This is a genomic window from Stenotrophomonas sp. PAMC25021 (assembly GCF_004795795.1).
In the GTDB taxonomy this organism is placed as follows: domain Bacteria; phylum Pseudomonadota; class Gammaproteobacteria; order Xanthomonadales; family Xanthomonadaceae; genus Stenotrophomonas; species Stenotrophomonas muris.
This window is the reverse complement of record NZ_CP039255.1, coordinates 883252-905444: the sequence shown is the minus strand read 5'-3', so window position 1 is coordinate 905444 and position 22193 is coordinate 883252. Positions and strand designations below refer to the sequence as shown.

The 22193-nt window shown below is 57.2% G+C and carries 15 protein-coding genes; 13 read left to right on the top strand and 2 right to left on the bottom strand.

All coding sequences use genetic code 11. From position 1 onward, the window contains the following. Positions 1-5: 5 nt before the first annotated feature. From E5790_RS04340 to E5790_RS04315, 5 genes are all read left to right on the top strand, one after another. The gene (locus E5790_RS04340) at positions 6-2060 is read left to right on the top strand and encodes a hypothetical protein (RefSeq protein WP_210730434.1); all 2055 of its coding nucleotides are present in this window, start codon (positions 6-8) and stop codon (positions 2058-2060) included. A gap of 1326 nt (positions 2061-3386) precedes the next feature. Continuing rightward, positions 3387-3650, top strand: a complete 264-nt coding sequence (locus E5790_RS04330; protein WP_136191697.1) for an XVIPCD domain-containing protein — start codon at positions 3387-3389, stop codon at positions 3648-3650. Between the two features lie 575 nt (positions 3651-4225). After that, positions 4226-5419, top strand: a complete 1194-nt coding sequence (locus tag E5790_RS04325; RefSeq protein WP_136191696.1) for an N-6 DNA methylase — start codon at positions 4226-4228, stop codon at positions 5417-5419. Beyond that, entirely contained in the window at positions 5416-7101 is a 1686-nt protein-coding gene (locus tag E5790_RS04320; protein ID WP_136191695.1) for a zinc ribbon domain-containing protein, read from the top strand. Before E5790_RS04325 ends, E5790_RS04320 begins: the two co-directional genes overlap by 4 nt. Then, complete coding sequence (locus E5790_RS04315) at positions 7098-8165, top strand: hypothetical protein (RefSeq protein ID WP_136191694.1); 1068 nt, start codon at positions 7098-7100, stop codon at positions 8163-8165. Before E5790_RS04320 ends, E5790_RS04315 begins: the two co-directional genes overlap by 4 nt. Positions 8166-8607: 442 nt before the next feature. On the opposite strand, the gene E5790_RS04310 is transcribed toward E5790_RS04315, so the two are convergent. Beyond that, positions 8608-9270, bottom strand: a complete 663-nt coding sequence (locus E5790_RS04310) for a hypothetical protein (RefSeq protein ID WP_136191693.1) — start codon at positions 9268-9270, stop codon at positions 8608-8610. 615 nt (positions 9271-9885) lie between these two features. On the opposite strand from E5790_RS04310, the gene E5790_RS04305 reads away from it, so the two are divergent. From E5790_RS04305 to E5790_RS04280, 6 genes are all read left to right on the top strand, one after another. Further along, positions 9886-11835, top strand: a complete 1950-nt coding sequence (locus E5790_RS04305) for an AAA family ATPase (RefSeq protein WP_210730433.1) — start codon at positions 9886-9888, stop codon at positions 11833-11835. Between the two features lie 536 nt (positions 11836-12371). Further along, positions 12372-13658 carry a tyrosine-type recombinase/integrase gene (locus E5790_RS04300; RefSeq protein WP_099596157.1) on the top strand — a complete coding sequence of 429 codons (1287 nt, stop codon included), beginning with the start codon at positions 12372-12374 and terminating at the stop codon, positions 13656-13658. Beyond that, entirely contained in the window at positions 13655-15199 is a 1545-nt protein-coding gene (locus E5790_RS04295) for a site-specific integrase (RefSeq protein ID WP_111205835.1), read from the top strand. Before E5790_RS04300 ends, E5790_RS04295 begins: the two co-directional genes overlap by 4 nt. 808 nt (positions 15200-16007) lie before the next feature. Continuing rightward, positions 16008-17258, top strand: a complete 1251-nt coding sequence (locus tag E5790_RS22050) for a hypothetical protein (RefSeq protein ID WP_219630465.1) — start codon at positions 16008-16010, stop codon at positions 17256-17258. Next, entirely contained in the window at positions 17255-17656 is a 402-nt protein-coding gene (locus tag E5790_RS04285; protein WP_049418571.1) for a hypothetical protein, read from the top strand. The genes E5790_RS22050 and E5790_RS04285 overlap by 4 nt, the downstream gene beginning before the upstream one ends. 218 nt (positions 17657-17874) lie before the next feature. Next, positions 17875-19638, top strand: a complete 1764-nt coding sequence (locus tag E5790_RS04280) for a hypothetical protein (protein ID WP_111205837.1) — start codon at positions 17875-17877, stop codon at positions 19636-19638. Positions 19639-19933: 295 nt separating this feature from the next. On the opposite strand, the gene E5790_RS04275 is transcribed toward E5790_RS04280, so the two are convergent. Then, complete coding sequence (locus E5790_RS04275) at positions 19934-20845, bottom strand: LysR family transcriptional regulator (protein ID WP_111205838.1); 912 nt, start codon at positions 20843-20845, stop codon at positions 19934-19936. 98 nt (positions 20846-20943) lie between these two features. On the opposite strand from E5790_RS04275, the gene E5790_RS04270 reads away from it, so the two are divergent. Continuing rightward, on the top strand, positions 20944-21270 hold the full coding sequence (locus E5790_RS04270) for a nuclear transport factor 2 family protein (RefSeq protein ID WP_069117468.1): 327 nt from the start codon (positions 20944-20946) through the stop codon (positions 21268-21270). Then, positions 21267-22049, top strand: a complete 783-nt coding sequence (locus tag E5790_RS04265; protein ID WP_075076561.1) for an SDR family oxidoreductase — start codon at positions 21267-21269, stop codon at positions 22047-22049. Before E5790_RS04270 ends, E5790_RS04265 begins: the two co-directional genes overlap by 4 nt. The last annotated feature ends 144 nt before the right edge of the window (positions 22050-22193 follow it).

Sequence of the window (22193 nt, the reverse complement as noted above, 5' to 3'; positions counted from 1 at the left end):
CATTCATGGGGAACGTCGTGCACTTTGTGCCTCGCGCCAATCTGAGCGCTGCTGCGAACCTCGCTGAGTTCATTCGTATGGCGAGAGAAGATCTGACAGCTTTCGAAGATGAAGGTGCTTGGGATGGCGATAAATGGGGTCAAAGGCGACGCGGCATTGTCTTTTCAACCAAGACCGAGGTCACAGATTCCTGCCGCTTCACACCTATGACCGAGCCCTTCAAACAATTCGCTAAAGCCTACGTCCGCTATGGATGGAGCCACAAGCCCGTTAAGTACGTGGGCACCGTGCTTCAAGGACTACGTTGCGTGGAGGCTGCATTACTTGCCACCAGCGGCCGATCGGATGTTGGAGATCTGACCGGCGCTGCTATGGACGTTTGCGCAAGCAAATGCAGGGAGTTCTATAACGCCAAACAGGTGCAATACGCGGCGGGCCGTCAGATTGAAGCAATCTTTGACTTCCTTCGGGAAAAGTCGCTCGTTCCGTTGGTGCTGCCCTGGAAGTCTCCATTCAGAAAGCCGGCGATTCTGACCGAGGACGTCGGAGAGGCGGGGCAACAGTATCGTGAGTCAAAGCTCCCGTCGAGCAGGGCCATGCTCAAAGTGGCCGACTATTTCGCGGAGGCTGACAACGCCGATAGCCGCTACTTCAGCTCAGTGCTCGTCCTGCTAATGGCAACACCAAGCAGGATCTCGGAGGTGCTCCGACTTCCAGTTGATTGTATTCACTGGGAGCCGGATGACGCGGGTCAGCCTCAGATGTACCTGCGCTGGCAAGCGGCGAAGGGGAGGGGGGCAATGAAGAAGTGGGTCATCCCCGCAATGCATGAGGTTGTCAACGAAGCAGTGCGTCGACTGACAGAGGTTGGCCAACCAGCTCGAGTTGCGGCCAAGTTCGCCTTGGATCACCCAGGGCAGTTCATGCACCATTCCGGGTGCTTGCGAGCACAGGAGGGCATCGATGAAAGGCCTCTGACGCCAGAGCAGTTCTGCGCCGCTATAGACATCAGGTACCCCCTGGGTAAGCCGCGAGCAGGCAAGCGACTCTGGCATGAGGTCTTCTTGGACAAGAAGATCAAGGTACTCGTTGAGCAGGGAAGGACAAGCTACAAAGACCTTGCAGGCCATGTGTTACGCGAATACGGAGGGCCTTACTGGCCGTATGTGGATGTAGATCGAACGGTTCTGGCGTGGGACGCGCTATGTCTTCATCGGGTAAATGAGTTCCATAAGGACTTCTCTCCTAAACAGTTCTCTTGGCGAATCCCGACTACGGGTGAAGTGAATCGGCGTCTCGGCATTCAGACCTCGAGTAGTCCCGACTATGGTGGCGAGATAGAATGGGATGGTGGCAATTCACTCAAGCTGACCACCCATCAGCTACGCCATTGGATCAGCACAATGGCAGAGCGAGCGGGCATGGATGACTACACCTTGGCCCAGTGGGCGGGCCGCGCGAGGGTCGCAGATAACATGCACTACGACCACCGCACGCCACTGGAGCGCCTGCAGGGTGCAAGAGAGTTACTGGCCGTACCGAACAAGCCGATGCTAGAGCGGATCAGGCAGCGAGAGCCAGTAACCTATCGGCAGCTTGGGGTTGACCGGTTAGGCACTGCAAAGGCGACTCTCTACGGAATGTGTGTTCATGACTTCGCCATGGCACCTTGCCAGAAACAACGGGAGTGCATGACCTGCAAGGAGCATGTCTGTATCAAGGGGGACCACGGGAAGTTGGAACGCATTCGACTGCTGGAGGCGCAGACGAAGATGCTGCTCGAGCGTGCTCAGGTCGCGCACCAGGAGGGTGACTTCGGTGCCGATCGCTGGGTGGATAGCCACAAGTGGAAGCTTGCTCATGTCCAGGCCATGCGTATAGCTCTGGAGCACGCTGATGTCCCGACGGGATCGATCCTTCGGATACCTGACGGTCACGATCCGTCGCCGGTTCGCAGAGCGCTGATGGATATTGATTTGATGGAGAGGCCACCGGTGGAGGCCGTTTCCGGCATTGGTATTGCCACCACTAGAGGCCTAGAAAAATGCCAAAAATCGTAATCACCAAGACTGCTCTGCCAAAGATCCTGCGTGAACTGGATCGCTGGGAGGGAAAGCTGACCTGGCCGCTCTTCTGTGCGCGGGTAGCTTCCGTGCTCCGGGTTGGATCGATTTCGAAGCACACCATGTACCTGTATCCCACAATCAAGGAGCGGTTCCAGCATCGTCAAAGGGATCTTCGGGATGCAAGGGAGGCGCTTCCAAGAGATTTCACTCTGGCTGCTGCGACGCGGCGGATAGCAGAACTTGAAGCCCAAGTGCGCCGCCTCGAAGAGACCAATACCCTGCTGCTCGATCAGTTCCGTCGTTGGCAATACAACGCGTATGCTAACAACGTTCGAATGGACCTAGCCAGGCTGGACGCACCACTGCCTTCGGTGGACCGCGCAAATCCATCACGTGGGGACCATCGCCGAAGCAGATAGCTGTTCCAACCGAGGGCACTCCCGATAGGCAAGTTCGGCTGCAAGCCGCGTAGTCGGGCGGTGCGCGAGATCTGACAGGCTCTGGAGCAAATGTGTCGAATCGAGATCCAATCTAATCAGTGCTATGAAATTGCTCGTGCTTGGCGAGTTCATAGCATCGGAAGCAGCGCCCGCTAGATCTCTTTCCACTGAAGCTCGCTCCGATTTCGCTCGCTAAAGCGTGGGGGAAATGTCTCATATCCGTGGGGAAAACGTCGAATCTGTAGTTTTCCAAGGAAAGCGCTTGCCCAGAACGGTGATAGTGGATAAGTATCGCGATGTGCACTGTTTGGAGGAGCTGTGGAGTCTGTCGTCGCCGGGGTGCTGTGCGGGCTGTGGTTGGCCTTGTATCTTGTAACCGTGCGCCTCTGGCGTTGGCTGTTCCGTCGCGTCTGCCCAAGGTGAGGACTTTTGTGTCGTTTTTCGAATGCCTGGTTGTATGGCGAAGGTTGGAAATACTGGAAGGTGCCTTGTAGAGGCTACCGGCCATCGGAGAATTCAATGAGCGTGGAACGGGATATCCTAGATTCCCGAGCGAGAGAAGCGTTTCTTTCGCAGGTTGGCAGTCATGTGTGGGCAGCGGCGTTCGTTGCTAATCTGGATGGCGGGCACGAGGCAGCGGCGACTGCTGCAGACGCGGCGGTAGCTGCGCTGGAGCAGGTCAGGCGCGCGGCTCCAGAGCCATTGGAGGGAATTCTAGCCAGCTCCGGACTCGCTGTTTCCGAGGAGGAATTCTACGCGTGGTATCGCGTCTGTTCCGGGCTCCGTAGAGGCATCGAAGTGCAGCCGACTGCACAGGAGTTGAGAGACGCGTACATCTCGTATTCGCGTTGCCGAACTGACTTCTATTAGAAAGTGCCTCGTGTATGTGCACGCATTGGACACCCAGCTTGGGCGCAGCGTTGAGGCCGCAAGCGAGCAGATGGCGGCCATCCTAGTAGTGGTGGCCAAGGACAACGAGCCGGGGTGGGTCGACCGCGTGCCAATGAGCAACGCCGTTGAAGGCAGGTCGGTTGGACATACGCAGTCCGTGGTGCAGGGAGAAGCCAACGACCAGGCTCACCTGCTGGTAGCGGTGTCGACGGAACAAGCCGCGCAGACCCTGGTGAAGAGTCGGTCCAGTTGATGTGGTGAGTCAGGAAGCCCAGCACGGGCCCTGGCCCAGCATGCTTGCATGCCTGCAGGTATTGCATCACCGTCATATTCCGGCGAGCGTCCGGGTCCAGCAGGGCTTCAAACGTGGCTGCATCTATTCGGCCTGCCGCCGCATCTTCCGTGGCCGACCAGACTCGTTCGTTTCCATTGGGCAAGTTCCAGCCCGTAAAGCACGTGCTGCATGGGCGACGGTCCCTGGGGATGTCACGGTGTGAGAGTCGGGCATCCTATGGGGAAAATGTCCCATGCACGAAGTCGGCAGGTAACTCTGCCATGGCCCCCTTTGCTGTCGACTGCCGGACCGCTAGGCCTGGACACTCATGCAGGTCTAGGGCCAGGCGGGGGCGCTAGGTCAGGTGACTGGGCCAGGGTGACCGTAGCGCCACTTGTCTCATCCACATGCCCTCCCACGCAGCGGGTAGTCGCAGGGTGAGGCGGCGCTAGACGCTGCCCGCACTGATTGTTGAGGGCTCTCGCCCCTTGGGCCGAGGGTGTACCGGAGGCCCTGTTCAGTTACCATCTCTTCAAATCACCCAAGCGTCCCTCATGCGCCAAGTCTCAGCCCCGTCCAGTGGTCGAAAGCTGCATGGCCAGTACTACACCAAGACCGAGGTGTGCCGGCTGCTGGTCGCGTCAGTGCGGCAGCATGAGATAGGAACGGCTCTGGAGCTGGGGGCCGGGGAAGGTGCGCTCATCGCTGCGGCGCACCAGCGCTGGCCCAGCGCTCATTTTATCTCCGTTGATATCGATCCGCGGAATGCGCCCGCTCCCCCCGTATCCCAGCGATCCCATTTTGTGGCCGATGCATTGCGCCATGACCTTCCTGCGCGGATCGGGGTTAGTGAAGCAAGCGCGGACCTAGCACTATGCAATCCCCCGTTTGCGCTTCCGCGCTGGGAACGCCGCTATCAGCGCATCCTCGCCCGAGCCGGACTGCCTACGGCGGGTGCGGCAAGCTTTGGCGCGGACGCTTTCTTTATCGCTCAGAACCTATGGATGCTAAGAGAACGGGGCGAGCTGGGGGTCATTGTTCCTGCCGGGCTAGTGGCCGGCAGCCGTAGCCAAGCTATCCGTGAGGCGTTGCTGGCGCAACACGAGATTCACCAGATCGTGGAGCTACCTGCTGGTGCGTTCAGCAACACTGAAGTACGAACCTACCTGCTGTGTCTGCAGAAGGGCGGCGGGTCGCGGCGGCCGATTCTGCTGAAGCGATTTGAGTCCGATGGCGTCGAGCGCATGCCGGTCAGCATCTCCGCCGATCAGGCTGCTCAGCGAATGGACTACTCTCACTACCAATCGCGACACATCGGTACAACTAAGAATGCCGCGGCGCCCCTGCTCCAGGTCTATCGCGGCAATGTTGAAGTAGGCCGCGCGCAGGCGCTAGGCGCTGATGTGCTTCACACCACCGATCTTCAAGCCAGCACCCTGAACTGGCGCAGGAGCCGCAGCAACGCGCTCCTTACAAGCGCAGTGCGTGCCAAGCGCGGTGATATCCTGTTAGCGCGTGTAGGTCGACGCTTCTTTTCCAAAATATCGAGGCTTACCGGGGACAATGTCCCGATCAGCGATTGCGTCTTTGCGATTCGCTCCCAGGTGTATAGCCCCGCTGAAGTGTTCGCTGCGCTCACTAGTGACGGCGGCCAGCGCTGGTTGGAGGCCCGGGCGCGGGGTGCGTGTGCGCGCTACATCACAAAGGAAGATCTCCAGATGTTCCCGATCGCGGAGTTTTTATCGTGAAGTTTGCAGCTGCCGGTGCGGGTGTAGTCTTCATAGAGCGGGCCGATGAACTGGATGAGGCATCGCTGGTCAGCAAGACAGTCGACAACGCCTTCTATTCGGACATCCGTCGCCGGCTCTTATCGCAGGGTGCCAAGTTATTGGTAGGGCCGCGTGGTACCGGAAAAACGCATCAGATGCGCTTTGTGTATCAGGAGTGCGTGCGCGACCGGACGAGACCTGCTGCCATCTTCTCGAGCTTCTCCCGCTACGTTCGCTTGGAGCCGCTTCTGAAAACCTCGCGCTCGGCAGCGATGGTGTTCCAAGCATGGGTGATTGCAAAAATCGCGCTGTCGGGCAGGGCTTTGCTGCACGATCTCGAGCTGCCCGATGCACAAAGCGAGTTGGATTTTGTTGCGTGCTTCGGTCTGGCCAGTGACGCGGCCGAACACTTCGTTTCGCTGATCGAGAGTAGAGGCGGCAAAGACATCGCGCCGCCGGACGGGCTTACACTCGGTGCTTTGCATGAATGGTTTGATCAAGTGCTTGTGCGCGCGCAGCGGGCTCGACTGATTGTGCTGCTGGACGATGCCGCGCTATCGATGACCCCTGAGTATTTGGTTGAATTCTTCAACATCTTCCAGGATCTAAAGTCCCAGACCGTCTCACCCAAGGCGTCGGTCTATCCGGGTACCTCTCAGTACGGTCCGCGCCTGCATCTTCGTCATGATGTGCAGCCAATCAATGCGTGGCTAAGTGTCGAAGACCCAGCTTACGACGAGACAATGGGTAGGCTGGTTGAAGCTTGGTCGGTTCAGTTGGCCGCCCTGCCGGATGGCGTTGTAGACCTGTTCAAGTACGCAGCATTCGGAGTTCCGCGGGTTCTGATGTCGCTCTTGCGAACGTTCATCGAAGGCTCCTGGGGGACCGTGCAGCAAGGCGTAAACACCGTCATTGAGCAGCAGGTTGAGCTCATGTTGGTTGAGTACGCATCGTTGGCGCAAAAGGTTCCGCAGTTTGGGACTGTGATCCAGGCCGGCGCGACCCTGTTCAACACGCTGGCTGATCAGGTAGCAGACACGAACCGGAAAAGCGCGGATGTGCGCCAAGTAATCATTGGTATCGCGGCCAAAGACATCCACACTTTGGAGGCGCGTATGCTTCGCTTTCTGGTTGAGGTTGGCTTCCTGTATCCGATGACCTCAGTCAAGCACGGCGACGAACGCACCTATCTGCGTTTCATTCCACACTTGGCTCCCTTGATCTATAGGCGCGCGTTCCAGCATTCGAGCGGCTTTTCCGCAAAGGATCAGGTAGCCTTCCTCAAGGGTGAGAACAAACGACAGCCGTTGAGGTTTTCCCTCTCGAAACTGCTGCCGGATGTGCAGCTGCACTTGGATCTATCCCGTTGCAGCCGCTGTACCACACCGCGGTTATCAGAGACTCAAAAGTTCTGCCATCACTGTGGCGCCGAGTTGATCAATCAGTCAGCGTATGAGGCCTGCATGGCGTTGTCCATTGATGTGCTGCCGATCACGCAGCGGCAGAAGCTGGCCTTGCGTGAGCAATTTTCCACAATTGGGGACATCATCGCCGCTCAGGATCCGGCCACCGAGCTGCGCAGCTTTGGATTGATTGGCCAGCGCCGGGCAGCCACCATTGCCGAAAAGGCACAGAAGTACGTCGATGAGTATTTCTCATGAGTACTCCCGATCCTACCTCCTCCAATGCGCGGCGGACAGAACTGGTCCTCCAAGCGACCATGACCCAGCCAATGGCAGCGTTTTCCAGTGCCGACGCCATCGACCCGGAGCTAGAAATCGACGAACGCTCGGCGATTGATCAGTTCGTGGCGACCATCGAGGCGCTGAATGTGGTGCTTGCGCGGCATTCGCCCGCGGCTACTGGCGCATCGCCGCGATCGGTGCCACGCGGGCCTTCGGACGACGCGCTGGAATCGCTGTTCGCCATAGAGGCATCCGAGGAGCTGGAGCAAATCTCGGAGCCGATTGCAGATCCTCACGCCCTAGCCGGCGCAGCTGCCGCGACGCCGGCCGAGCGCGAGGATGAGGTAACGCTGCAACTCAACAACCTGGTTTTTCTGGGTTACATGTCAGCGGTGGAGAGCTATTTGCGCTGCCTGACACGGCAGCTGATCTGGGCCGACGAGTTCACCGCTGAGTCGATGCATGACGTCAAAATCACCTTCGGCGCTGCTCGTCACGCCACGCCTGGATTGCTGCCGGAGGTGTTGATGGAGGACATGACGTTCATTACCTTGGACTCTGTGAAAGACCTGCTGGTTAAGATGATCGGGGTAGGGGTGGGGTCAATACATGAATTGATCAAGGAGTACGACCGGATCTGCCAACTGCGGCATTGCATCGTTCACAGGTTTGGTCGACTCGGTTCAAAAAACGCCGCTAAACTTGGCTTTGCCACCCATGGCACGTTGATCGAGCGCAAAATTAAGATCCGTACCTCGCAGCTGGAGGCATTGGCCTTCAACCTGCTGAATTTCGTCAAGGAAATAAATAATCACATCTATGCTGGCGTCATGAAGCGGAGTGCCTCGCGAAGTCTCGTCTGGCAGTGGGATGAGCAGTCGGATATTGCAGCGTTTGAGCGGCTCTATACGGTCTTTCGGCAGACAAGCGCGCCGGGTGCTTCCGAGGCATCCTCTCAAGCGTATGCGGTATTCAAGGCCCAGTGTGAAAAGGGCAGCGCTACGCAGATCGAGCGGGCGAAGCAAGCCAATCCACGCTGAGCGGTACCCTTCCTAGCTTGAGCAGACGCAGTCGCTTCCGGACGTAAATTCCATCCTAGGATGGGCTCGCGACATGTGCCATTTTCCCCAAGGGTGCCACGGTCCGTTGCTCAGGCAACGTGTGGGAGAATGTCAAAGGATGTTGGACTGACTGCGTAGTGTCACCGAAAGGCGTGCTGGGCGCTTGAAATTCCTGCCGCGCCTGGTCGCCCATCTGCGGAGTCTAAGCCTGTTGGCCACTCTTACCGCGCCGCTCGGCCGCAATGCTTGGATCAACCAACCTCACTAACGCCGGATGCAACTGAGACCGATCACCCCGCAAATCTATAGGTACATATCTTGGTTCTTTAACGCCTCGCGGACCGTGCCGGGTCCCAGCACGAGCGAGGCCAGTAGGTGCCCAGTACGGACAGAAGTTCTCAAAAGAGCGTATGGTTCATAGCTATGGTAGTGCGGCAAGCGCTTTGTCCGCAAAATCTTCGTAAGCTTGCAGATAGACGAAGAAGTATCTGTTTGTGGCGCTGACGCCAGTGGGGTAATCTCGGATATAGCGTCCCACACTCATGCCTTGCCGTTGAGCAGTTGGAATTCCCTCCGCGGTAAGGTGCTTTACGAACTTAGCCTGAGCCTGCCCGCCAGAATGGGCTATCCTATTTCTGACCATATGCGCCGCAACTAGGTGGTTGTACGTCAATGCTCCTAAAGTTGCGTGGATGTTCGCAAAAAAAGACGAAGACCCAAGAATATTGTCACCACGTTCCTTCAGCCTCTGGGGGCTGCCCCAGCCAAGCTTGTTGTTGAGGCCCTGATCCGGATCCCCCATGACGAAAGGGCTTTGCTTGACCGTGATCTTCAAGCGAGAGCGAACCTCAACCTGGAACATTGTCTTTGCGAATTCTTCAAATTTGGCGGCAACCTCAAAGAAGATGAACTGCGCAGCGTCTCTTGTGTCTGGGTTGGTAAGGCGGACTGAAGTCGCTGCAGATGCTCCTGTGTAGCCATGTAGGACGATCTTCTTGTAAAGATCGCGCGCACGGTCGAGGTTCAATTTGAAGTCACTGACTTTGGTTGTGACGAACGCCTTTGTTACACGGGGTGGTGGCATGGGAGCTCCAAGTGCTGAACAAACGGATTTAGGGTTCGCCTAGTTCACGTATTGACACGCCGCAGGCCGGGCTGGTCCCTTTAACGCCATCCGATCTTAAGACGGACTTGTCCCGCTAACAAGCAGGCGCGTAGAGCAGTTCAACGGGTTTCGGTGTCACGCCACGCGCCGGGTACCATGGGTCCGCCGAGGCATCTGAATCAGCGTCCTGCTTTGCGTGTGATCCATCGGGTCATTACCTGGGCCGGGTTCTGTGGCCGACAAGCGAGGGCACGCCAGGAAAAGGATGCTCCGATATACCGGAAGAGGCTCGCAGCCTGTCCGTAGACCACCAAGTTACGCAAGGACGTGACCTATGACTCAGCAGCTCACGCTGCGCTGGCGGCAAATGGCCAGTTGCGACCGCCCTGTGGAGTGCGGTTAACTGTCGAAACGCGGGCACTACCCCTGCGGCGCTGGGCAAGGGCTCGGTGCAGGGGCGTCGTATTCGAATTGACGCGTTTCGGCTAAATGCTTCTACAACGCAAGAGAACATTTGACACGAATTTTACCATCCACAGCGCAGGGGGAAGGCACGTGATCCTAGTTTCCGCAGACATTGGGCCGTTTCGCTCGATGAACACTACTCAGACGATTAAGGTCGATCCTGAAGTGACTGTGTTCGTAGGCATGAACGAAGCAGGAAAGACTGTTGTTCTTAAAGCTCTTCAAAAGTGCCGCGACGCTCTTGGTGAAGACAAGTTCCAAGTTATCGAAGACTATCCACGTAAGGATCTTGCGTCCTACACGAAGAGGCATGCGGTGACTCCAGCAACGGCCGCTGTGCTCACCTATCGCCTCGATGATTCTGAGGTCGCGGCAGCTAACGCGGAGCTCCACACGTCGTTGCCAAATGGCTTCGAATTCTCAGTGAAGCACCGTTATGACAACAAGTCTGAGGTCATTCTTAAGGTCGATGAGGGTCCCGTCCTCCAGTTCATACGACAGCAAATTAGCACCGATGCTTCAGAGGCGCTCGAGGGCGCTACCCAGTTCAGTGAGGTTCCGGAGATGCTAGCGGAAACTGCGCTGACCGCCGCCGATTCTGCCATCCTTCAGGATGTGAACAGGCGAATAGCTGCTGCCGGGTCAGACTGGTCGAGTGTTGTGAGTATGGAGGTTTACCAGCAAATTGCATCGAGCATTCCGAAGTTTCTCTACTTCAGCGAGTACGACCTGCTGCCAGGCAAGATTAATCTTGCAGATCTGACTGATCGTGTCGTTAAGGCAAAGAGCGATCCGAAGCAGCTCCAACCAAAGCATCGCGCCGTTTTGGCGCTTCTTCGCATGGCGGACGTGGCTGTTGCAGATCTTTCGACGCCGTCCGGCTATGAGGAGTTGAAGGCGAAGATCGAAGGTGTGTCAATCAATCTAACCGACCAAGTCATGGAGTTCTGGAGGCAGAACGAAGATCTCGAGGTCGAAGTCGACATCAAGACTGACCAAAGCGACGAGGCTCCATTCAATAACGGTCCGAATCTGTACCTGCGCATCAAGAATCGGCGACACCGCGGCGTGAGTACCCCGTTCGATCAGCGCAGCCGAGGATTCATCTGGTTCTTCAGCTTTTTGGTTTGGTTTGACAGCGTACAACAGCAATTGGAACCGATCGAAAGTGGCGAAGATAAGCGACTTATTTTGTTGCTGGACGAGCCGGGGCTTGCTCTTCATGCATTGGCGCAGGCGGACTTTCTAAGATATATCGATAGCCTGTCTGGAGAGCATCAAGTGTTGTACACAACACATTCGCCATTCATGGTTCATTCGGACCGCCTGCACCAGGTGCGGCTTGTGGAAGATAGAAAAGTTGAAGGTTCGGTTATCTCCGAGAATTTGATGGGAGCGGATTCCCGAACCATTTTTCCGCTCCAAGCGGCGCTGGGATGGACGATCGCCCAAAACCTTTTCATTTCTAAACGCAACCTGCTCGTAGAGGGTCCCAGCGAGCTTAACTATCTACAAGCCGTATCCGCGCTTCTAGAGGCAAGCGGTGGCGGGGGGCTTCGGGAGGACATCACGATCGTTCCGACCGGCGGTTTGGATAATCTTGCTACATTCGTAAGCCTATTGAATGCCAGCGGCTTGCAATTGGCTATCTTGCATGACTACAAGGGATCTCCCGAGCAGAAGCTGACTGGCCTAGTACGTGACAAATTGCTGTCTAGCAAAGCCATCTTCAATGCCTCGCAGTTCCGGGATCTGTCGGCTATTGGTACGGACGGGCGCCCCAGCGACATTGAGGATCTGTTGCCCGCCGAGCTCTACCTGGAATACTTTAACTCTGCATTCGCAAAGGTGCTCGGCGGCAGGAGGTTGACCGTTGGTGACCTCGGGCCCGGCGACAGAGTGATTCTCCGGATTGAGGCGTACCTCAAGGCCCAATCGATTTCACTTCGCCCAACTGGAGGTTACAACCACTATCTGCCTTCAACGAAATTCGCATCGACACCACCCGATGCCCTCGATGCTGATACTGCCGCGCGTTTCCGGGCGATGTTTTCCAGGATTAACGCGATCTATGATTGATCGAGAATGAAATGCAGTAGTACGCAAATGCACCCCCCAGCTATATCGAAGGTGTCTAATTAGTTCGCGTCATCAGTAGTTTGGTCGACCCGCTAGGGCCGATGACGTTGTCGGGATTGCCTAGAAAATTCCCCGATTTCCGATTGGCGCCCTGCCAGTACCTGACTGCGAGCACCAAGAACTATTGTGGTTCTGAACTAGGCGTATCGGGCTAGTTCCGGTCGCCAAGATGCACCATGCCGGAGGTCAAGTCGCGAAGAGCGGCCATTGGACATAGATTTATTCTCTCCATTTCGAGAGCGAGGTGGAGAGATTGGTTTCTTTAGGTGCTTCTAACCTCTTGTAAATTAAGGAAATTTTGTTGATATCGTGAGAACTGGTTGTCAGTTTGGTGTACACAACCGTTCTAGAGGATACCTTTTAGTATCTGTTAACAAGGGCTCTTGGCGCATTTGCCAAGGGCCTTTTTTTGTTGTTAACGTTTTCCGGCGGCTGCCGATTTCCCGGCTTACCGACTACCTTTCGGAAACGTCAACATGGCCGCTGGCTACAGGGTGAAAACCGTTCGGTTCGAGTCTGGAGAGCGACTTCCGATGCTTCTCTGCAGGGAATCGGGATCCCCCCTCTGGCATCCAAACCTATTTCTGGTTACCGAGCTTCGAGCAGTTGGCCTGGCCACCAACACGCTCGAGCACGCGGCCAGGGCTGTGATGATTGGCCATCAAGTGTTTCGTCATCTCGGTATAGACATTCACGATCGAATCAATGACGGTCGGCTCTTTACCCTAGGAGAGGTGGAGTTGCTCACCAAGCTGGTTGGATTGCGGCAAGAGGAACTCGACGCTCTGAGCCAGATGGATGAGTCACCCCGAGCGGTGGTGTCTAGGGTCGTAACGCTGGAGCAGGCCCGAATGCGCCCCACGGTGAAAGCGCCGGCTCAGGTGGGTGCCGACACGAAGGCAACCCGTATGGCATACATTCGCGACTACATCTCCTGGCTAACAGCCGGTCGGCGCCTGAAGCTAGAGGTAGGACATCCTCACAATCACAGCTTGCTCGAGGCCACTCAAACTTTCGTCAGCCTTATCAATGCCAGAATGCCCAGCCGCCATTCCGCGCAGGCTAGCCGTCAGGGGGTAGACGCGGAGGTCCGTGCACGCATTCTCGAGGTGATTGATCCCGACAGTGCGGACAACCCCTGGAAGAACAGGCACGTCCGGGTTCGCAACCAACTTATCTTCCTCTGGCTACTCCTTCTGGGCGTTCGTAACGGCGAGCTGCTTGCTACCTACGCTAGTGACGTCAACATTCGGACCGGGGAGGTCACGATCGTTCGGCGGCCTGGTAACCCCGAAGAGCCGCGAAAAAGCGCGCCGCTTGTCAAAACGCGAGGTCGCCTACTTGCACTGAGTCCTGATCTGGCGAAGTTGATCCAGAGTTACATAATGGGGGAACGAGCAAAGATCAAAGGTGCGCGCCGCCATCCCTATCTTTTCGTGGCGACGGGAACAGGCCAGCCGCTGTCAAAGCCGGCGCTCAACAAGCTTTTCAGGGAGCTGCGTAGCAAGGTCCCCGGTCTTCCTGATGACCTCTCACCACATGTCTTGAGGCACACCTGGAACGACGACTTCTCTGATCTCATGGATAGCCAAGGTGTGTCTGCAGAAGACGAAGAAAGGATGCGGACCCAGACGATGGGCTGGTCACCTAGGTCGAAGATGGCTTCGCACTACACGAAAAGGCACGTGCAGCGAAAAAGCAATGATGCGTCGCTGGAGATGCAAGCCAAGTCCTTTAGCCGCCCAGTGAGGAAGAGCAGGTGACACATGACCCCTTGTATCAGCAAGAAGCTAGCGAGGCGCGTGCACTCACTGTATGGGTAGGCAGTCGCACTAAGTCGGGCATCGAGTTCGATCCAAGCGCCGATATCTGGGCATACCGCGATGGTGTCAATAACATTCATTTGGACTTCGATCAGCTGCCAAACGCTTCGCCAGCGCTGCGTAATGGTGCCAAGTCCGTACTGATGTGGTATGCAGAGAATCGTTCTCCCGACCATCTAAAGAATATGTTTCAAAGGCTGCAGCACTTCCTACGTGCTACGCCTATGCAGGTTTCCAGCATCACAGCCGTAGATTTGCTGAACTACCGTGCGGGCCTCCATCAGTCGAAGGAATGGTACTTGGGGTCCTTCGCGGGGTTCCTCCGCAAATGGGTCCAGCTGGGCTACCCAGGGGTCGGTGAAGACGTCGAGCTGCTTCTCAAACAATTGCGGCTCAAGGGCAATGACAAGGGTGTGTCAGTACTTACATGGGATCCACATGATGGTCCTTTCACCCATCTCGAAGAAGAAGCGCTGCAATCAGCGCTCAATCAAGCATATGCAAAAGGTGATGTGTCTACAGCGGATTTCACCTTGGCGTGGCTTTTTATCCTATTGGGTCAGCGCAGCAAGCAGTACGCGTCCTTAAAGGTCTGCGATGTTAGGGTGGAAACAGATGCTGATGGGATGCTGAAGTATTCCATCCAGATGCCAAGCGCTAAGAAGGGTGCCAATTTTTCGCGTGCTCAGTTCGTAGAACGCCCGCTTGTCGAGCAGTTTGGTGAGCATGTCAGTTCGTACGCTGAGAGCGTTCGCGCACGCTTCTGTTCGATCCTAGACGATGCAGGGCAAGCCCCTCTCTTTCCCTCTGTGCGCTCGAAGGGGGGTGCCCAAGGATTTGAATTCCATCGGACTTCCGTCATGATTGGCCGGACGATTACGGCCGTTCTCGAAAGCCTGTCAGTCGTCTCCGAGCGCACGGGTAAGGCGATGAGCATAAGCGGTGTCCGATTCAGGAGAACGATCGGAACGCGAGCTGGAGAAGAGGGGTACAGTCCTTTGGTCATCGCCCGACTTCTCGATCACACAGACACCCAGAATGTTGGCGTTTACTCGGCCAGTTCGCCTGCAATCATCGAGCGCATTGATCGTGCCATTGCCATGGAGATGGCTCCCTTGGCCCAGGCGTTCGCGGGAACGCTTGTGGAGGGATTGGGCGAGAATACGTCGAAGCGCGTAATCGATCTGCGTATTGATCGAAGCGGTTCCCCTATGGGCGATTGTGGAACACACGGATTCTGCGGATTCAATGCTCCGATCGCCTGTTACACCTGCACCAGCTTCGAGGCGTGGATGGATGGGCCACATGAGGCGGTACTACAGCACCTGCTTGACCAGCGTGAAAAGCAGCTCAGGCATTCTGATAAGCGCATCGCTTCCATCAATGACCGAACCATATTCGCAGTTGCGGCCGTGATAGAGGAATGCCGCCAGGCTAAGGTGCGTCGTTGCTCACTCGGTGGAGCTAAAGCCTGTGGCTAAAGTAGTTCTCTTCCAGCCGCGTAGTGAGCGAAATGCCGAGCAAAATGTCTCTGCGTTTATCGCTCTGTGCCGGAATGAGTTGACCATCTTTGGTGCCGAGCTTGCCTTCGATGAAATGGCATGGGAGATCGCGGATTCTGTCAGAATCAAAGCTAAGCGAGGCGCGTTTCGCGCTATTTTTAGCTCATGGGAATCAGTTAACGAGCGCGTACCACGCCCGATGCCCGAGCCCTTCGGTTCGTTCGCCAAGTCCTACCTTCGATATCAGCATGGGATGCGGCCAACGAAGTGTATAGGGTTTCGGCTCGCCTCCCTGCGAGCATTGGCGGCTGTACTGGAAGATCAGGGGGCTTGTAACGTCGCATCTGTCACTGCGGCGACCTTTAATAGAGCGGCTCTACTCATCCGGGCCAAGTTCAGCCCATCTGCGGGCTATCGAGTCGGTTCACAATTGGAGATGCTTGCGTCGTTCATTGATGACAATCGCTTAGCGGCTGTCCCATTGCGGTGGTCCAATTCCATACCTCGCCCGACGGACGCGAACGGTAGGGTAGGAGAGGAGTTCGAGGCTGCACGACAGGCTAAGCTTCCCAGCCCCCGCTCGTTGGAATGCCTAGCGCTGGCCTTTCGCGCGGCGAGCGAACCTGCCGATCTGTTTGTAACGTCGGCGGCGGGGATCATGTGCTCGGCCCCGGATCGGGTGAATGAGGTTTTGCTGCTTAGGGCGGAGCCTGAGGTCACAACAGCTCGTCCCGATGCGTCGCCGGCATATGGGCTGCGGTTCTGGCCTTCCAAGGGTGCAGACCCCATGGTCAAGTGGGTTGTGCCATCTATGAGTTCGGTCGTGCGCGAGGCCGTGAGAAGACTCAATGAACTATCTGCAGAGGCGCGTCGCGTGGCGCGCTGGTACGAACGCAATCCCAAGTCGATGTTCCTCCCATCACATCTCGAGCATTTGCGCGGCGGTGACTTGTCAATTGCAGAGCTCGGCGAAGTCCTTTTTGCAGAATCGGCGTCGCCCGCGAGCACTAGGGCGTGGTGTTTGGGTAATGGCGTGCCTCTCGAGAAGCGTCGCGGCAGAACTGTGATCAAGTTCTCGGATGTTGAGGCTTCTGTCATCAGCTTCCTGCCCAGAGGATTCCCATGGTTGGATGTCGATTCTGATCTGCGGTACAGCGAAGCGCTTTGCGTGGTTCGGCGTAATGAGTTGCATCGGACCAGGCGTACGTTCCGTTGCGTCATCGAGGCGCCAGATCAGGACTTTATTTCTACTGGTCTTGGTGGTCGTACAGAGCACGGAGTCAAGTCCGTCTTCGATCATCTGGGCTACTTCGATTTGGACGGATCTCCAATCGTCATTCGTACTCACCAATTCAGACACTATCTGAATACCTTGGCTCAGGCCGGTGGCATGAGTGAACTCGACATCGCAAAGTGGTCGGGTCGGAATGATGTTCGTCAGAATGACTCATACAACCACGTCTCTGATCGCGATGTTCAGGCGCGGCTTGTGGGGCTGCGGCAGGAAAGGCAGCGCGAGTCGGTGACTGAACTGGCGGTCGAGCCGCTGCCGCAGGTCCGCGTTAGCCTAATTCCTCGAGAGAAGTTCGCGGAAATGGGCATCCAAGCCGCCCACACGACCGATTTCGGATTCTGCGTCCACGACTTCGTCATGTCTCCTTGTTCCTTGCATCGGGACTGTGCGAATTGCAACGAGCAAGTCTGCATTAAGGGGGATGAGGTGGGCGAAGCAAACGCGCGATCTAAGCTGGCTGAAACTGCAGCTCTTCTGGGTGAAGCGGAAGTCGCCGAGGCTGGTGGAACCTACGGCGCATCACGGTGGGTTGAACACCAGAGATTGACGCACTCCAGACTTCTAGAGCTGATCAAGATCTTGGACGATCCCGCGGTGGCACGCGGCGCGTTGATTCGATTGAATCATGTAAGGCCTGCATCACGGTTGCAGCAAGCGAAAGAGGCACGCCGGTCACTAACGCATCGAGACGAGGGCTCAGTGCTTATGGAGTGGAAGGTTGAAGTGGAGGGGTCTGCATCATGAGTAGAGCAAAGAACCTCAGTGATTCGGATGTTGCGAAGATTGTCGGGATCCTTGACGGCTGGTCTGGCCGTTTGACCTGGGAGGGACTGCTGGATGCCGTCGAAAAGCATCTCTACGCAAGGTATACGCGGCAAGCCTTGCATAAGCACACTCGAATTCAGGCTGCTTTTGAGCAGCGCAAGCTTGCACTAGCTAACGGTGATCGTCGCCAGCGATCCTTTGAGAACTTGCCAGAGATGCAGGTGGCGATGGATCGTATTGCCCGGTTGGAGGGCGAGCTCGCACGGCTCGAAGCGGAGAACGCTCGCTTACTTGAACAGTTTGTCAGATGGGCATACAACGCCAGTGTCCGAGGCCTAGACGACGTGTACCTTAATTCGCCGTTGCCAGTGGTCTAGCATGCGGGTGCGGGTGCGGGTGTCGTTAGCAAAGCAGAGCGCTCCGTCACTAAGAAGGGTTGATTTTTCCCCATAGGTGAGCGGTGCGAATTTCTGGGGGGGCATGTCTTCCCTTTATGTGTGTAGAAGCAATGATTTTTTTTAGGTCTACGAGGTGCAAGTCGATTCGTGTTTCGGAAGTAAATTTGCACTTGCCCACAACCGATAAGATTTAGGTCATGAAGAGAGAATGGATCCTCCAGACCCGGGAGACGCGTCGGCGTTTCGACAACTCCACGTGGGTTCCCTTGCGCGCATTGGAGACGCTGGAGGACCGCGGAGCCGACCCGCAGACTGTTGGGTACGTCAGCGAGTTCTTTGGCTGCGGATCTGTCGCATTTCCTCCGGAGCACCGTGAGAGAGCAGAGCGCTTGAGTTGGGGGCAGATAGGGATATCGCACAGCGTTCGGCCGTATGCCTACGATGATGGGCACTATTCTCCTGTCGATGAGTTCGAGTACAACGACAGGGAGCCCCTCGGGGTTGAGCTTGTGTACGAACATGACCAGCCAGTGGTTGGCGGTAGGAAATGGATACTTAGCCCTGATCTGGTGATCGCACTTCGCCTAGTGAAGGATGGAAACAGCTGGGTTCGTCCTGAGGAAGACTTCGTTGAGGTGGTTCGTGAGAAGTTGGAGGAGGATGGAAGTCATACGTCCATCGAGATTAAGCGTGAGTTCCTGCTCGACTACTTGGCCGCGAGGGGCTTGGCGCTGCGGCTGTCGTACTACCGCAGGCGCATTGAGAACGTTCCATCGTTGATCGGGACCGAGTACGAAGAACTCGTAGATGTCGATGAGGAAAGGGACGGAGGGAGGTTCGAGCTCAGGCTTCGCGAGCTGGACCGCGTCTTTGGAGGGAGCTGGGCTTCATTTCGCGTCTGGAGGACGGATGTGGACCCAGAAGAAGATGCGCCTGTGATGGGGCCGGAGCGCGACGACAATACCGAGTCTGAGCAGAGGCAGGGGCAGAGAGGTGGATATGTGGGGGTCAGGGTCGAGGGAGAGTTCTGGCGAGACGAATGGATCGATCACAAGGGACTTAGCGTGCGTGTCAGAGGTGACGCTGACTCTGCGCTCCCGCACTTCGTGACGGAAACGGACGGTACTCGCGTAGCTTCCCAGGACCTGAAGGACGAGGATATCGGCCGATGGCTCTGGTTCCGTCCAGGTGTGGTAAATGAGCTACTAGCCCACAGAGGATTCTCCTTAAAGTGGTACACCCGGGAAACTGGGGCGATCATATCCACATCGGGGTATCAGACGCATTTTGGGATCAACTCAGCGGATTTGTTGACCATCTATGCGTACGACATTGCAAAATTGCCAACTTGGGAGCAGCACGTATGGGCGTCTAACAACGTTGCTCCGGAAGGGAAGGTATCTCCAGAGCTCTTGATGTCCCAGGTCGAGGCGCGTCCTGCCTCGACAGATGCATTCGAGGAGCTGCTGTTCCAGACTATGCGGCTGCTTGAGAGAAGCTTTAAGGAGCGCTATGGGATATCTCTTTTCACTCATGAAATAGATGATCAAGCCGCGATGCAGGTCGTGACGAGGTTTGTTAGCGCGGATAGGTCAACACTTCTTCGGCTTGCAAAAGAATTAGTGCGAGTTTTTTCCGACCGACTCAACGTGCGTGAGCTGCGTAAAATCGCTGCACGCTCAGACAAAGACAAGCTGGGATCCAACAAGCTGCTTGAAGATGTGCTTGCTCAGAAGGTCGGCGTTGACAAGGCACGAGGCGTGTTTAGCGTGGTAGCCGGGGTATACGACATGCGCCTAGCCGACGCGCACCCAGCCAGCGACAAGGTGGCCGATGCTCTGAAGCTAGCAGGGATTGATACAAGCCAGTCGTTCCTGAAACAAGGGGAGCAACTCATCTACAACTTTGGGAGCACGATCTACATGGTCGGCAAGCTGATCTTTGGGGAGGATGAACAATAGAGGCTCCGCAGAGCCCGATGCTCCAGCTGGGAGGCGAGGATCAGTCAAAGCGTTAACAACCATCCGCTAATTGGGTAGTCTGTTGACAGTATTTCGCCGCCTCGGGACGGAATGTTCATCTGCACAGGGTTTTTTGCTCTCGTTGTCAAAAAAAGGTAGCCACTTCCGTTCTAAGCGTACCTTCCGTTTATCCCGACAAGGGCTCCTGGCACGCGTGCCCGGGGCCCTTCTCGTTACAGGCGACGTGGCAGGATCCCATTGCCCGGCGGCAGGATGCGGACGTTCGTCGACCTCGTCACCGATTGCCGAACATTCCCTGGTCCAGCAGGCAGTCAATGAACGCGCCCAGCAGGGCGGGGCGATGCCGCCTGTTCGGGTAGTAGAGAAAAAGCCCGGGCCGCGAGACCGACCAATCCGCCAGTACCCGCACCAGCAGTCCCTGTGTCAACAGTTCGCCCACACCATCCTGTTCGAAGTGATAGGCGATTCCAAGGCCGGCCAGGGCCGACGCAATCCCGATGTCAGCGTGATTGGTGACGACAGGACCGTCCACGGCGACCTCGAGGTGGCGACCTCGCTTCTTGAACTCCCATCGGTACTGCCTGCCATCGCTCTGCAGCCGCCAGTTGATGCAGGCGTGATCCTGCAGTTCCGCCGGAGTTCGCGGTGTTCCGCGGCGTGCCAGGTAATCCGGTGACGCCACGGCCACCATGTTCAGGTCCGGGGTGAGGCGGATGGCCACCATGTCCTTCTCGAGCTGACCACCCACGCGGATGCCCGCATCAAACCGGCCACTGACGATGTCGCTGAGCGCGTCGTCGACCACGATGTCGACAACGACATCAGGGTAGGCCTGGTGGAAGCGGGCAAGCCGCGGGGCAATCAGTGTTCTCGCGGCGATGCCCAGCGTATTGATTCGCAGGGTCCCGTTGATCCGTCCGCTGGCTTCGCTGGTTTCAGCGACCGCGACGGCCAACTCCTGGAACAGCGGCGCGATGCGCGCGTACAGTCGCCCGCCGCTTGCCGAGGGCGCCACGCTTCGTGTCGTGCGATTGAGAAGGCGGGTGCCGAGACGGCCTTCCAGTTGGCGGATGGTCTGGCTCAGGGCCGAGGGCGATACCCCCAGATGTTCCGCCGCCCGCGCGAAGCTCTGACGTTCCACTACCGCCACGAAGGCCTTCAGTTCAGCGAACTCGGATCCGCGCATTATGTGAGATTCTTGACATAACCCATTCGGATTATAGGGCATTCACTTAACCGGCCTGCGTGCACATCCTGAGCGCCTGACCACTGCAGGAGCCAGGAATGAATGCGTTGACCCTCCCAGAACCCATTGCCGCGTACTTCGCGGCCGAACATGACCCTGAACTGCTGGCGCGTTGTTTTGCCGCCCAGGCTGTGCTGAAGGACGACGGGCACACCCTCGTCGGCGTCGACGCCATCAAAGCCTTCCTGGCCGAGGCATCGGCCAAATACAGCGCCACCAGCGTGCCGAGCGCCATCGAACGGCAGGAGAAACACCACGTTGTCCGTGCCATCGTGAGCGGTAACTTCCCCGGCAGTCCGATTCTGCTGAGCTACCGTTTCGAACTGGAACGGGGCCTGATCGCATCGCTGGAGATCACGGCATGAGCTTCGATCTTCAACTCGGTGGCCTGCGGGCCGTGGTGACCGGAGGCACGGCCGGTGTGGGGGCGGCCGTGGTCAGGACCCTCGCCGAGGCCGGGGCCAGGGTAATGACGTCGGCGCGCAGCCTGCCGGCACGCCCGGTGGAAGGAGTCGCCTACGTAGCCGCCGATCTGTCGACGGCCGAGGGCACCGGCATTTTCGCCCACGCCGTGCTGCAGGCATGGGGCGGCGCAGACATCCTGGTCAATGTGCTGGGGGGATCAAAGACACCTGCCGGTGGCTTCGCAGCGATCAGTGATGCGCACTGGCTTGCCGAGCTGAACCTGAATCTGATGCCCGCGGTCCGCCTGGATCGTGCCTTGCTGCCATCCATGCTCGCGCAGAGCGCTGGCGTGATCATCCACGTCAGTTCGATCCAGCGCATGCTGCCTCTGCCGGAGTCCACCACCGCCTACGCCGCCGCCAAAGCGGCACTCACGACCTACAGCAAGTCGCTTTCACGAGAGGTCACCCCCAAGGGCGTGCGGGTGCTGAGCGTAGCGCCGGGCTGGATCGAGACAGAAGCATCCAGGGAATTTGCAGAACGGATCGCTGCGGAAGCGGGAACCGACTATGAAGGAGGCAAGAAGGTGGTCATGGACTGGCTCGGCGGGATCCCGGTGGGACGGCCCGCGGCACCGCAGGAGGTGGCCGATCTGATTGTGTTCCTGGCGTCTCCCCGGTCGGCGTCGATTGCCGGAACGGAGTATCGGATCGACGGCGGCACGGTTTCGACCCTGTAGCCAACAGGCGTCGTCCTGCTCCCACCGCCAGAAGGAAAGCCCCGCTCACGCGGGGCTTTTGTTTTCCAGGTCGGTTGCGGAGTTGTGCCTCGCAGCATTGATTTTCGTGCACTGCGACTTGCAAACACACAAATTCCTCCCCTA